This is a genomic window from Cryobacterium sp. Hz7 (assembly GCF_004402815.1).
Classification (GTDB): Bacteria; Actinomycetota; Actinomycetes; order Actinomycetales; family Microbacteriaceae; genus Cryobacterium; species Cryobacterium sandaracinum.
In genome coordinates, this window is sequence record NZ_SOFB01000053.1 from 156758 (window position 1) to 169829 (window position 13072).

The window sequence follows — 13072 nt, forward strand, 5'->3', positions numbered from 1 at the left end:
GTCAGGCGCGCGGGTGCGCGGTGCGGTAGCTCTGTTTGAGGCGTTCGGCCGAGACATGAGTGTAGATCTGGGTGGTGCCGAGGCTGGAGTGGCCGAGCAGCTCCTGCACGGCCCGGAGGTCGGCTCCGCCGTCGAGCAGGTGGGTGGCCGCCGTGTGGCGGAGGGCGTGCGGGCCGGCCGGCCCGTTGCCGGGCACATCGGCGAGCAGAGTGGCGACCAGCCGGTAGACCGCCCGCACGCCGAGGCGCTGGCGGCGCGCACCAAGGAACAGCGCGCTCACCGGCGTCGCGGCGTTCTCGGCAGCGGTTTTCGCTGCGTGCGCGCGGTTCTCGGCAGCGGGCCCCACGGTCCCGGCGGGGGCTGCGGTCTCGGCGGGCGCTGCGGTCTCAACGAGCCGGGGGCGGCCCCGTTCGAGATAGGCGAGGATCGCGTGCTGGGCCGGCACGCCGAAGGGAACGACGCGTTCCTTGGAACCCTTGCCGGTGACCCGCACGGTGAGTCGGTGCAGATCGACGTCGGTGACGTCGAGGCCAACGAGCTCCGAGACCCGCAACCCCGACGCATAGAGCAGTTCCACTATCGCGAGGTCGCGCAGCGCCGCCGGGTCGGGACCGGCAGCACGAAGTTCCAGGTGGGTGAGTAGCTCCTGCATTTGGGTGTGGTTGATCACTCGGGGCAGTGGTCTGCCGGGTTTCGGCGAGCGCAGCCGCACGGCGGGGTCGGTTGCGCTGCCGCCGGTGCGTGCCAGCCAGGCCGTGAAGCTGCGGGCGGAGGCCGACCGCCGGGCAATGGTCGCCCGCGCCAGCCCCGACTGGGTTCCGACCCACAGCCAATCGCGGAGCAGATCGAGGCTCAGCGCCGCCGGGTCGATGACGCTGCGAGTTTCGGCGAAGGCGATCAGTCCCGCCAGGTCGGTGCGGTAGGCGCGCACGGTGTGTACGGAGAAGCCGCGCTCAACGGCCAGGTAGACCACGAAGTCGTCGACAGACGCATTGAGGAGGTGCACCGGCGCGGGAACCGGCGGTGGTATGCGAACGGACTCAGGCATAGTCACCTCGGTCAGACCTGCCGCGAGAAGGCCTCGGTGCGCTCGTCGGGCGTAAGCGCCTCCATCCGGTCGAGGAAGGCCGCGTCGAAGCCGGTCGCTGCCGGAAACTCGCCGAGAGCCACATGCGAGTGCACGATCTGGTCGTCGTAGACGTGCACGAGGTTGATCGATTGCCCACCCTGCAGACCGCTGAGCGCCCCCTGCGGCGCGGTCGGATCGATCGTGTAGCAGGTCGCTGCGGCGACCGACACCGGGATACCCGCGAAGAGTCCGGTCGTCGCGTAGTGCAGGTGTCCGCCCAGGATCGCCCGGATATCGCTGCCGGCCACCACCTCGGCCAGTCGGGGCTGCCCCCGCAGCTCGAGGATGGACATCAGCGGCAACATCGTGGGCACGGGCGGATGATGAAGCGCCAGCAGGGAGCCGTGCGGAGCAGGCTCGCTGAGCACCTCGGCCAGCCACGCTAACTGCGCGCCGGACAGGTCGCCGTGGTGATAGCCCGGAACACTCGTGTCCAGTGCGATGATGCGCACTCCCCCGATGTCGAATACCCGGTCGATCGGCGCCGAGGATCCTTTTTCCCGGAGCAGCTCGGTGCGGAAGGCCTCGCGCTTGTCGTGGTTCCCCATCACCCAGATGACGGGGGCGCCCATCCGTTCGGCCGCGGCCTCGACAATGTCACGCACCCGGCGGTACGCAGCGGCTTCACCGCGGTCGGCGATGTCACCGGTGAAGAGCAGCGCGTCGGGCCGGAGACCGGACCGCTCCAACTGTGCCATCGCCTGGTACACGGTGGTGTCGGTGTCGACCGCGCCGTAGAGCGCTCGACCTCCGCCGAGGAAGTGGGTGTCGCTGATATGCGCGATGAGGTGGGTGGCTGGAGGGTACTGGCCCAGTTGCACGGCTGACATGACTCACCTTTCGTGGGTGCCGCCCAGACTACGGCCTGCCCCCGACGTCGGCCTGTCGTCGCGCAAATTCACCCTTCGGTGGGATTCGCGCGAACCCACTATTGGGAGGGCCCGCAGCCCCGTTCTGTGGGCTCATCCGGCCTAACGGCGCACACGAGACCGCCCTAGCTTTCAGCACGTGTCCTCACAGATGAGGACTGTCGAGACCCGAAATCGATAGAAGGGCATCACATGACCAAGAAGACCACACCCGAGGCAACCGCCGGCACCGCCAAGCAGCTGCGGGTGAGGAGCATCGCGCTCGTCGCGGCCGCGATGCTTCTGGTCGGCGGAGGCGGAGCGTACGCCTACTGGTCGACGACCGGCTCCGGCACCGGTGCGGCGGCCAACGCCAAGTCCAACGGCTCGCTGGTGCTGAGCGCCCACCTGGCCGACGGTCTGACCCCGGGCGCCTCCGTGCCGGTGACGTACTCCGCAAAAAATGCGGGCACGTCCAGCCTCAAGGTCGCAACCATCTCCCAGACCGGCAGCACTGACGCCCCGGGGTGTGTCTTCGCCGACAACTTTACGATCGCCCCGTCCGTCGTCTCCGACACGCGCGTGATGGGCATGCCCAGGAGCCAGACCGTCGTCGATGTGACCATCACGGGAGCCTCGACGCTCATGTTCCTTGACACCGCTGACGACCAGGACGCCTGCAAGGGCGCCACCGTCACGCTGACGCTCAAGTCCAACTAGCTCGATCACAGGTGGGCAGGCTTTCTCCGAGCCTGCCCACCTGTGCGATTTTCATTTTGGAACATCTGAGTCCCTGAACATTCATGCTCGTTCGACAGCTGTGAGAGGTTGACGTGACTTCCCTCCGTGCCCACCGTTCCGCATCCGGAAACACCCGCCTCTCATTCTTCGGCCTCACCCTTCGGCCTCACCGCCGCCGTGACCCTTGCCGTGTTGGTCGTGTCCGTAACCGGTGGCGCCTCCGCGTATTACACCGCCCCCGGGTTCGGCTCCGGCTCGGCAGCCCTCGGCACGCTGCTTCCGCCCACCGACGTGCTCGTTCCCGCGACGAGCGCCGGCACCGTGAGCCTGCGCTGGACGGCATCCGTCGGCACGCCCGCGCCGACCAGCTCCTGCGCCACCCGCACCAAGACCGGCACCGGCACGCCGACCCCGGCCTGCGGCACCAGCCCGACCATCATCGTGGCCACCGCGTTTTGCGACGACCTGCTCGTTCTGACCGGCGACTATACCTACACGGTCACCGCCGTCTACAACGGCTGGACCGCGGCGAGCGCCCCCAGTGGCAGCGTGACGATCTCGAATCCGACGAAAGTCGCGTTCCAGGCCCAACCGTCCGACGCGACCAGCGGCGCCGTCTTCACTGCCCAGCCCAGCGTCGCGATCCAGAATGCCGCCGGAGACACCGTGCCCACCAGTACCAGCCCGGTCACACTGGCAATCACCGGGTCGCCCGCCGACGCCAGGCTCACGTGCCCAACCAACCCGCTGGCGGCAGCATCCGGTGTCGCGGTCTTCACCGGCTGCGCCATCGACAGGGCCGGCACCTATACGCTCACCGCGGCCTCCGGTGCCCTGACCGTTTCCGTGGGCTCCGCGAGGAAACTGTCCTTCACCCAACCTGCCGTTGACTTCTCCATCACCAGCCAGACCACGTTCGCCGCGCCCGTCCAACCGATGGTCACCGTTCAGGACGCCGGCGGAAACACCATCACCGGCAGCACCGCAACAATCAGCCTCGGCCTCACCTCACCCGCCGGGGCCAGCCTGACCTGCGCCGCGAACGCCCGGGCTGCCGTCTCAGGCATCGCCGCCTTCGCCGGCTGCCAGATCGACAAGGCCGGCAGCTACACGCTCACCGCCACCTCGGCCGGGCTCGCCGACGCCACGAGCAACGGCATCAACGTCACCGCCGGGCCCCCTAAGAGACTCGTCTTCACCGCACAGCCCGCCAATAGCAGTAGCGGCGGAACCCCGTTCTCAACCCAACCTGTCATTGCCGTGCAGGATGCGTTCGGAAACACCGTCACCACCAGCCTCAGCCTCACGACCCAGGCAGGCGCCGCGCTGTCCTGCACCTCAGGCAACCCGCTCGCGGCCGCGTCCGGTGTCGCGGCCTTCACCGGTTGCCGGATCGACAAACCCGGCAGCTACACACTCACGGCGGCCTCAGGGACCTGGACGGCCGAGTCCAGCAGCCTCACCATATCGGTCGGCTCCGTAGCGAAACTAGCCATCGCCTTCCCGACCAGCACCGCCATCAGTCAGAGTGCCTTCTCCACCCAACCGGTTGTCACGGTGCAGGATGCCGGTGGCAACACCGTCACGAACAGCACCGCAGCCGTGACATTGAGCCTCACCAACACACCCGTCGGGGCCACCCTGTCCGCGTGTGCTTCCGCCAGCACCGCCGGCGTCACGACCTTCACCGGTTGTCGGATCGACAAGGCTGACGCCTACACACTGACGGCCGTCGTGGCAGGCCCCATCACGGCCACGAGCAACACCACCACGATCTCGGCCGGGGCCGCGTCAAAACTCGCTTTCACCGGAACATTCCCTCAGAAGAGCCATAAGAGGAACGACTTCTTCGTGCCACAGCCGGAAATCACGATCCAGGATGCCTTCGGCAACACAGCGAACGCCGCTGTAAGCGTCACGCTCTCTGCGAGTCCACCGTCCAACAGATCCGGCACGCTGTCGTGCGCGGCGACAACCAGGACTTCTCTCAACGGTGTTGCTACGTTCAGTGGCTGCCAGGTCAGTTACCAAGGCAATCAAGCGGGCCTGTACACGTTCACGGCGGAAGCTTCGGGGCTTGTGAGCGCCTCCGTCATCGTCACGATCGTCCAGTGACCAGGAGTCTTCCAGTGATCATGGATGACAACGACGGGGCCACGGTCGACGTGCTCGTACGCCGAAAGGACGGGGACGACCAGGGGGGTGGTCGGGTGAACGGCGAACCGTTACCGGCCGCGCACCCAGCCGGTCTCCTTCTCCCGAACCACCCCCTCCAGGTCGAGGGCGCCGAGGGACCCCTGCACCGTTGACATCGACAGTCCGGCCCGACGGGCGATGTCGGTCACGCTGCGCGCCGCCCGCGTGCTCAGAGCGTCGAACACGCGCACCTGCTCGCTCGTGCGGCCGCCGAACCCGGCCGTGTCTCCATCGGCGGGCGGCAGGTCGAGGGTGAGGCCCAGCATCCGTTCGCCCACCAGTTCGGCCATTTCCGCGGCTGTGCTGACGCAAACGGCGTCATACTCGCGGATCAGCCGATGGCAGCCGGCCGACGTCGGCGAGGTCACCGGGCCCGGAACGGCCCCGAGCGGCCGGCCGAGAGCGGCGGCATGCCCGGCAGTGTTGAGCGAACCCGAGCGCCAGCCGGCCTCGAGCACGACCGTGGCCGCGCTGGCAGCGGCGATCAACCGGTTGCGTTGGAGGAAAGTCTGAATAGATCAGTTCCGCGATACTTTGGACGCATGAGAGCTTTCATCTATGCCCGGCAATCCCTGGATCTTTCGGAAGGTATTGATCGCCAATTGGAGCGCACCCGCCGGCTGGCCAACCAGCGCGGATACACCATTGTCCGGGAATGGGTCGACAACGACACCAGTGCCACCAAGTCGAGGGCCAGCGCGGAGTGGCCGAAGATGCTGGCCGCGCTCCAGTCGGGGGAAGCCGATGTAGTCATCTCGGTGGATATAGACCGCTTGGTGCGCTCACTCAAGGACATGGTCCTGCTGATAGACACGGGTGCTGCGGTGTTGACCGTGGACGGCGAGCTTGACCTGACGACCGCGGACGGTGAGTTCCGGGCCGGCATGATGGCGTCCCTGGCGCGGTTCGAGACCAAGCGCAAGAGCGAGCGCCAGAACAGGGCCAACGAGTACCGTGCGTCCGTGGGCAAGCCGAATCCTCAACGGCGCAGATACGGCTACGAATCGGATATGCGGAGCCCACGCGAGACCGAGGCAGCTGTGGTCGTGCGCGTGTTCGAGGCCGTCGCGGCACGGAAGTCCCTGCGGTCCATTGCACTGGCGCTCAACGCGGACGGCCTCAGGACCGCGACTGGGAAAACTTGGGAGCCTGGACGGCTGCGGGAGATGGTTCAGCGCCCGTACGACACTGGGTTCACGTACCGCGGGGAAACTGTGGCCAGCGCGGAAGTCGTGCCGATCGTGTCCGCGGAGTTGGCGGGGATCGCGCGGGCCGTGCTGGCTGATCCGACCAGGAGAACAACACCAGGGCCGACCGTGCGCCACATGGTCAGTGGGCTGGTGTTCTGCGGGGTGTGCGACGGCGCGATGGTCTACATGCAGACCTATCGGTGCAAGGCCGATAGCTCGCACCCGTCCATCGTGAAGTCCGTGCTGGACCCGATCATCGCCCACGAGGTCGCACGAGCGGTCGTCACCTACACGGGTGAAGTCAGGGACGCCGGACGGACTGATATTCGAGCGCTGGTCGCGGATCATGTGCGCACGGAAGAACGTGTGGCCGCGATCGTCCGTGATCGAGACGAGGGTCTCGTGTCCGCTGCGGTGGCTCGTGCACGGCTGGTGGAGCTCAGGGACGAGCGCGAGGCGATCGAGCACAAGCTGGAGGCCGCACGGTCGTCGTCGTCGGCGCTTGTGGCACTCCATGGGCTGGCCCAGAAGTTGCAGGGCGGGCAGATAGCCACCGTGTCCGCGAGGTTCCTGGAGTTGGAGCTGGGCGAGCAACGGGAACTGGTCAAGCAGTTGCTCCGCGTGACTGTGGACCGCGGTCGCGGTGCTGGACGCGTCCATGTGGACCACCTCGAAGCCGTGTGGCTGAACGTCGGAGGCGAAGTCAGTGTTGATGATTAAACTTAACGCAATGTTTATACTTGCGTTGCGTGACTGTGTGTTGTTATGCTAAAGTTGTCGCCAACACACGAGACAACAACAGAGAGCAGATGACAACATGATCAAGATTGCAACAGACTCGGACGCACAGGCGCGGACGCAGGCACTCGGTCGCACGGAAATGCCCATCATGACGATTCGTCGGTCGGGCTTGATTGGCGACGTCTACGCATCCGGCAAGATTTCCTGGTGGGAACAGGTGTGACGGCCTTGGACGGCTACTATCGGGAGGCGCGGAGGGCCGCGGAGGCCGGCATCTTTTATGCTGGCGCGCTCGACAGTCCGCGGTTGATACCTGGGCTGTACGGTCTCAAGCTCGGTAGTCGTGTTGTCTGGCATGAGGACAAAGCTGTTCGGCTGGCTCGCGTGGACGCCTTCTTTGGGAAGTCACTGGAGTAGTGGCCTAAGGGCTCCGTTGGGGCTGTGACCAGCGCATTGTAAATATCAACAGCAACAACAACCCACTGATTTAGGAGCACACCATGGCAAGCAAGACGACCAGCACTGCGAGCAACCTCGACGTCGCGCTGACTGCACTCACCGCTGAGATTGGCACGACTGTTGCGAAGGAAGACCTCGACGCATACGTTGCTCAGCTCGCGGAGATTGCCGACGCGCTGAAGGCGATCCGTGCTGAGCACGCCAAGCAGATTGCAGTCCTCGCGAGCCAGAAGTCTCGTGCCAAGTCCGCTGAGCGTGTCAAGAAGGCGCTTGCGCTCCTCGCGGAGACCGAGGCTGCTGCGGAGGCTGCTTCCGCGAAGTGACAGGCGACGACAAAGGCCCGCGCCCTGGAGAATTCCGGGGACGCGGGCCTTTTCGCGTTCGGGCTACCATGACCGCATGCTTGATGATCTGGACGCACCAAACTGTCCCGCGTGCCTTCGTCAGATGGAGGCGACGCAGGGGCGTTACGCGATCGTGTGGCTGTGCCCAGGCTGTGGGCTGGTGCAGCTTTAGGGCGCTGGTAAGACGCTGCCGTCGGCCTCGAGGTTCTTCCTGAGGGTCGTGAGCGCCGTCAAGAAGATGTCGGCAACCTCCCGATACCTCGCCATCGCGGCCTCAATGCGCGGGAGCGAGACCAGGTGATCTGCAGCAGCTGAATATTCGGTCAGCTGAGCAGCACTCGCGACTAGGAGTGTCGGGTACACCTCTGAGTCCTGCCCGCCATAAGCGCGAGTGCGGATGATGCGCCCAAGTCCCCCTCTGTCCATCCATGTCTGCCGCATGAACGGGAGACTTTCGGTACTAAACGCTGACTCGAGCTCGCTTGCGCAGGATTCAAACTGGGGGCGGAGTCTGCTGATAACCAGAAGGTACTCGAGCGCTGGATCCTGTTTCCTCATATGGCTCTGCCACAGCGCGAGTGGTGAACTAGACGCGATTTCGCTCAGCCCAGTGAGCGAGAGCGGGAGGGGTAACAGGCTGTCAAAGTCTTGATTCCAGGAGCGGTGAGCTGCGCCTGAAACTGTGGGCTTGAGTGAAGCCCAGGCGAACTTCGAGTCGGCGCGACTCCTGCGCCATTGGGTGAAGGCCTGAGCGCTGAGCAACACAAGGCCAACAGCAATACCAGTGACTGCACCCACGATCAGGTCAGGGTAAAACGTGTCCCAGTTCGTTGCTGCCCTGATGATCCCCATGGTGTGAGCGTAAGGCCTTGTGGCCCGGCGCTATGTCGAGGGCACTCCCAGAGGGAAGATCCTGACCGATAGAGTGCGCAGAGTGATGACGTCTATTGACCAAGACTGGTACTGGCTGCAGAAAATCGCGGAGCAGCTGGAGGCGTCATCGCGGCCCGATGGTTGGGCTGCTGCACAGGCAATCGGCACTTTCTTGCTCGCTGGCTTCGCGGTATATGTTGCGTGGCAGTCTCACAGGCTGAGTGCCAAGGTCGCCGCTGACGAGACCGCCCGCCGTGAGCGGGCCGAGCGCGAGGAGTTCCGGGCCGTGTTCCAGCAACGACTTGACGGACTCTGGAAGTTATTCTTTGCCACGAAGGTGGGTGACGATTTCTGGTCCGGATTCGGCATCAACAAGGTCTCTGTGCACTCAATCAGGCTGGGTGGCGACAGAACCACCGGAGCCGGTTTGCTGCTCGCGAAACTGGAGGACTTCGAGAAAGCTGCATCCGAGTGGAACCGCGATGAGTCCAGCAACAGGAAGTTCAGTGATGGCATGAGAGAGATGACAGAGTCGTCGGCCCTGTGGGCGCGAGACGGTTGTGATGCGCCGGCAGCAATTGACAGCTAGCCGGTCACAGGACTGCACAAGCGCAGAAGGCCCCGCCGTCCAGATCAACTAGATGACGGAACTTTCTTTCGTTGCAACCGCAGGGCGCTCGGTCCCTGAAGCTTGCCCACCGTCAACACGGACTGGGTGGGTCACACAGAAAGCCTCAGGCGTATAGTTTCTACACCTGAGGCTTTCCGAGTCCTTAGAACTGGCCTGGTGGCTTCAGTTCAGCCGGCCGTCGTGGGCATACAAAGCGACGCGGAGCTTGGTGACTGTCTGCGCCATCACCTCGTTCGCGGTGTCCAAAGCGTGCTCGGCGTCCCGGACGGCTTCGCGGAGTGACTGTCGGCGCGAGTCCGCGAAAATGGCGTAAGTCGGGTCACTGGTGGTGCCCTTTGAGCGCTCGGTGGTGTCCTCGCGCGGGACCGGTGAAGCTCCCATCATCCACTGGGAGTCCTGGACCTCGGGATCGTAGGTCAGACGGAAGGTCTCCAGGAAAGCTTTGCCCAGAAGTTCCAAGGTGTCAGGTTCAGTCGTGGTCGCGGTGGTTGTCATGCGGACTCCTTGAGTTCGGGGATTATCGGGGTGCCGGGGTTGGTCGCGGTCATGAGTTGGCCTCCGGCTTGCAGGTCAAGCAATTCGTCCAGAGTCCGTCGCGGGCCTGGGAATCGACGCGGAAGTGGCTCAGCGGATAGGTGACGTGACAGTGCCGACACTGCTTCAGGCCGGTCGGGTGCTCCTGGGCCTGATCGAATGCGATCTGCGTGGGGGGCCGTGTGGCGAGGTACGCGCGGTTGTTGTATTGGCGCGTCTTCACGACTTGTCTTGGGCTTCCAGGAGGCCAAGCCGGACTTCGTCCTGCCAGTCGGGGACGGTGATGTCCATGTGCGACGCGAGCGACTGCGCGGTGATGACCAGGAGCTGAATGGGCGAGATGCCGGCACGGTGGGCGTCCTCGACGGCGAGCTGGAAGGCCTGCTCGTCGGAAGCAGATGCCGCGAGGACCAGGCGTCCGAGGAACGGGGCGATGTCGAGGGGGGCGCTCACGGGAGAAGTCCCAGGACAAGGTCGGCGATGTTGGTGGTCAGGATGACCACGTGTGTGGGCACGAAGATGGTGAACGCGGTGAAGATGATGGTGTGGGACATGGGTAGCACATGCTTTCTGGTACAAAAAAAGTGGCCGACTGGAGGCACCGTTGCTACCACGGTGCCAACCAGACGGCCGGTATTTGTCAACGCACTAGGAGGTAGCATCCATGGCGTCACCCGGCGTAACCGGGGAAGTCGTATGTAATAATTATGTCGCGGAATTGGTGTTTGACCAGGAGTTTAGGGGTATCCCCGCACTACTCCGGACTTGAGGCGCTCGGGCGTTCGGGCGGGAGCGCCCAGTCGTACATGGAAGTGCTGGCGTCGTAGAGCCTGACGTGCGCGAGGGCACGATCCGCGGTGTCCACGAGGTCTTCACGACCAGCCTCCGCGGCAATCGCGCGCCAGCCCGACCACTGCCGGATGTTCTTGTCAACGAGGCCCTGGTTGGGTAGGGGTTGGCGCTCGTACCGGTCCACGAAGATTTCGAGCAGTTGACGAGCCACACCCTGAACTTGGGGCGCAGGCGAGTACAGGGCCAGCTTGAAGGCCTCGTCTTTGACGTAGATTGGCCGGGTAATGGCAAGCCCCAGGAGTCGAGAGACCTTGCGGATTTCAGCCTGGCGCTCGGCCTCAGCAATTCTCATGCGCGGGCCAGACGTTTGGCGCGGGACGCCTGCGCGGACAGACGGTTGGCCAGCTTGCCGGCGTCCGTGTGACGGTACGCGTTGATGACCTCGCGGTGACACGGCAGGCAGTAGCTTCCATGACCGCTGGACTTGTGATTGTTGCGGGCGAACTCTGTAACCGGCTTGACCGTGTCGCACTTCGGGCAACGGTGCAGTCGCGTCAGGCGCGCTTCCAGGGTGTCCGCGGCATGGGTGATGACCGCGATGTCTTCGTGAATAGTCATGGGAGGCCTCTCAGGGCTGGATTGGCATGATGGGCCCAGGGGCCAGGAGGGAGACTCTTCTTTGCCGGAAGTTTGATCTGGGGGCGCGGATGCACAGGATGCAGGGCGCCTACCCCCCGTGCTTCGCATTGTGCGCGGTCATCGCGGCAATCGATGCACATTGTGTGAGGTATGGACCCGGTCAGAACACCTGGCTCGCCGAGCCCATGCCCGCGGAATAATGCTGGTTATCACCCTTGCTCTGGTTACAACGCAAGTGTGAAGACTGGACATTACCGGGGTCAAGGCGGAGGTCGGGGTTATGTTCGTATGGCCTGATGTGGTCGGCACTGAAGGATTGCGGGTGTGGCCACTTGAGCGAGTAGTCGATGGGCTGGCCACACAGGTTGCACGGGAGTCGCCTGGACTTCTGAGCGTCCCTGATCTTCGCCCAGCGTGCGCTGGTGCCTCTCATGGAGTTGGCCATGGTCACCGGTTCTCTGTGCATACGCGGAGCTGGCCAGGGACACAGGGCCCCCGGGTACCCCTGTTGACGTGGAGCACCACGACCACCCTGCGCTCCATGGCGGGTGGTCGTGGCACGTGGTGCCCGGCCCAGGTTCGACCCTGGCCCGGGCTGGTGAGTGGTTACCTACTCACCAGAGGATGGTGCTGGGTGTTAGACCAGCGCAACCTTGGCGATTGCCGCGGGAGCGAACACGTCGACGGCAAACCGTCCCTCGGTCAGTGCCCGAGTCTGGTTCATGTCGAACTTCGTGAAGGCGTCCCACTTGCTGGTGATGCCCGTGGAGTCGATGCTCAGACCGACCTTGCTGGAGTCGAGCACCAGCGCGGAGTTGGCCGGCAGACCAGCAACGATGACCGGCGTGAGGTCACCCCAGATGTTGGTGTTGGCCGTGGCGCCGTTCTGGAAGAAGTTGCCTCCGAGGTATTCCCCGGTGGTCGTCTTCAGCAGGCGCATCGCGTCGTATGCGGCACGGGAGATGAGCAGGACGTCGGGGTTGTACCCGAGGTCTGCCACCTTCGAGGCACCGGCGTAGATGCTGTCCGGCACATTCGCGGCAAACGCCTGGGTCTGGATGCCGGCGCTGGTCGCGAAAGCGTTGACCGCGATCGCGGTGACCTTCGAGAAAATGCCGTCGGTCAGCTCGCCGGTCAGGAACATCTCCAGGTCGGAGTTGTCCGAGAGCAGGTACGTGTCCACGTACTCACTGAGGTGCGCGACGACTGCCAGGCTGTTGTCCACCTTGGCCACGGTGAACACGCTGGTCGGCTTGAGCGCACCAGGCGCGACGACGTCGGCGTTGTTCGTGCGAACCGTCTGACGCAGGTACGAGTACGACGGGGTCTCGCGGACCTTGGTCGGGATCAGGCCCAGGAGGCCGAGGCCGACGGTCGGGGTGCCCAGCTTGAGCGGGCTGGTCGCGAGAGACACGGGGATAGCAGTGGAACCGCCGGCCACGAGGCCCTTGGATGCGCCGGGGAGCGACGCGGTGACCATCGACTTGATCGAGGCGGGGGTGATGTAACCCTTGACCTCGTTCGAGCGGTGGGTCTCGCCGGTCCGGAAGTCGGTGAACTCACCGGCAGTGGTGCCGGCAATCGCCGACATGGTCTCGGCCGACTTCAGTCCGCGGATACCGGCCTGGAGCTGGAAGGCACGGTCGGAGCCGGCTTCCACGTCGGCGATTTCCGCGGAGGTGAGGTCACGGCTTGCGCCCTTGGCCTCGGTGATGATGTTCGAGAGCTTGAGCTGAATGGCCGAGAGTTCGGCCTGTGCGGACTTGAGGTCCATGGGTGTTCTCCTTGGTAGGAACTGATGCGAGCGATTGCTCGCGGAAGTTGCCTGCCAAGACGGGGTCTGCGCACCGGCTACTCACCCGTTGAGCTCCTGCTCCTCGGGGTGGGATCGTTGCTGGTGTCGGCCTGGCCTTGTGCCGGGTTCCACTCCTGTGGATCGGCTGTGGCGATTGTGC

At 64.7% G+C, this 13072-nt stretch carries 16 protein-coding genes; 6 read left to right on the top strand and 10 right to left on the bottom strand.

The window, feature by feature from the left end:
* Position 1 precedes the first annotated feature (1 nt).
* Entirely contained in the window at positions 2-1048 is a 1047-nt protein-coding gene (locus E3N86_RS13370) for a tyrosine-type recombinase/integrase (protein ID WP_134343037.1), read from the bottom strand.
* 11 nt (positions 1049-1059) lie between these two features.
* Positions 1060-1959, bottom strand: coding sequence for a phosphodiesterase (locus E3N86_RS13375; RefSeq protein WP_104103158.1), 900 nt, complete (start codon positions 1957-1959; stop codon positions 1060-1062).
* A 231-nt stretch (positions 1960-2190) separates the two neighbouring features.
* On the opposite strand from E3N86_RS13375, the gene E3N86_RS13380 reads away from it, so the two are divergent.
* Both E3N86_RS13380 and E3N86_RS16920 read left to right on the top strand, forming a co-directional pair.
* The gene (locus tag E3N86_RS13380) at positions 2191-2697 is read left to right on the top strand and encodes a hypothetical protein (protein WP_104103155.1); all 507 of its coding nucleotides are present in this window, start codon (positions 2191-2193) and stop codon (positions 2695-2697) included.
* Positions 2698-2895: 198 nt separating this feature from the next.
* Positions 2896-4833 (top strand): hypothetical protein, encoded by a 1938-nt coding sequence (locus E3N86_RS16920; RefSeq protein ID WP_166785094.1) that lies wholly within the window; start codon positions 2896-2898, stop codon positions 4831-4833.
* A 110-nt stretch (positions 4834-4943) separates the two neighbouring features.
* Here the strand turns inward: E3N86_RS16920 and E3N86_RS13390 are convergent, their stop codons facing one another.
* The gene (locus E3N86_RS13390; protein ID WP_134512128.1) at positions 4944-5429 is read right to left on the bottom strand and encodes a DNA-processing protein DprA; all 486 of its coding nucleotides are present in this window, start codon (positions 5427-5429) and stop codon (positions 4944-4946) included.
* 27 nt (positions 5430-5456) lie between these two features.
* Between E3N86_RS13390 and E3N86_RS13395 the strand changes: the two genes are divergently transcribed.
* The 3 genes from E3N86_RS13395 to E3N86_RS13400 all read left to right on the top strand — a co-directional run bounded on the left by E3N86_RS13395 (position 5457) and on the right by E3N86_RS13400 (position 7627).
* Complete coding sequence (locus tag E3N86_RS13395) at positions 5457-6824, top strand: recombinase family protein (RefSeq protein WP_166785095.1); 1368 nt, start codon at positions 5457-5459, stop codon at positions 6822-6824.
* A gap of 97 nt (positions 6825-6921) precedes the next feature.
* Positions 6922-7068 (top strand): hypothetical protein, encoded by a 147-nt coding sequence (locus E3N86_RS16925; protein WP_166785096.1) that lies wholly within the window; start codon positions 6922-6924, stop codon positions 7066-7068.
* A 277-nt stretch (positions 7069-7345) separates the two neighbouring features.
* Positions 7346-7627 carry a hypothetical protein gene (locus E3N86_RS13400; protein ID WP_134512130.1) on the top strand — a complete coding sequence of 94 codons (282 nt, stop codon included), beginning with the start codon at positions 7346-7348 and terminating at the stop codon, positions 7625-7627.
* Between the two features lie 189 nt (positions 7628-7816).
* Here the strand turns inward: E3N86_RS13400 and E3N86_RS13405 are convergent, their stop codons facing one another.
* Complete coding sequence (locus tag E3N86_RS13405) at positions 7817-8500, bottom strand: hypothetical protein (RefSeq protein ID WP_134512131.1); 684 nt, start codon at positions 8498-8500, stop codon at positions 7817-7819.
* An 85-nt stretch (positions 8501-8585) separates the two neighbouring features.
* Between E3N86_RS13405 and E3N86_RS13410 the strand changes: the two genes are divergently transcribed.
* Positions 8586-9110, top strand: a complete 525-nt coding sequence (locus E3N86_RS13410) for a hypothetical protein (protein ID WP_134512132.1) — start codon at positions 8586-8588, stop codon at positions 9108-9110.
* Between the two features lie 204 nt (positions 9111-9314).
* Here the strand turns inward: E3N86_RS13410 and E3N86_RS13415 are convergent, their stop codons facing one another.
* From E3N86_RS13415 to E3N86_RS13440, 6 genes are all read right to left on the bottom strand, one after another.
* Positions 9315-9647, bottom strand: coding sequence for a hypothetical protein (locus E3N86_RS13415; RefSeq protein ID WP_134512133.1), 333 nt, complete (start codon positions 9645-9647; stop codon positions 9315-9317).
* A gap of 258 nt (positions 9648-9905) precedes the next feature.
* The gene (locus E3N86_RS13420) at positions 9906-10139 is read right to left on the bottom strand and encodes a hypothetical protein (RefSeq protein ID WP_134512134.1); all 234 of its coding nucleotides are present in this window, start codon (positions 10137-10139) and stop codon (positions 9906-9908) included.
* 301 nt (positions 10140-10440) lie between these two features.
* On the bottom strand, positions 10441-10830 hold the full coding sequence (locus E3N86_RS13425) for a hypothetical protein (RefSeq protein ID WP_134512135.1): 390 nt from the start codon (positions 10828-10830) through the stop codon (positions 10441-10443).
* Positions 10827-11096 (bottom strand): hypothetical protein, encoded by a 270-nt coding sequence (locus E3N86_RS13430; RefSeq protein WP_134434347.1) that lies wholly within the window; start codon positions 11094-11096, stop codon positions 10827-10829. Before E3N86_RS13430 ends, E3N86_RS13425 begins: the two co-directional genes overlap by 4 nt.
* 181 nt (positions 11097-11277) lie before the next feature.
* Entirely contained in the window at positions 11278-11583 is a 306-nt protein-coding gene (locus E3N86_RS17910; protein ID WP_134512136.1) for an HNH endonuclease, read from the bottom strand.
* A 171-nt stretch (positions 11584-11754) separates the two neighbouring features.
* Entirely contained in the window at positions 11755-12891 is a 1137-nt protein-coding gene (locus E3N86_RS13440; RefSeq protein WP_134512137.1) for a phage major capsid protein, read from the bottom strand.
* Between the last annotated feature and the right edge of the window lie 181 nt (positions 12892-13072).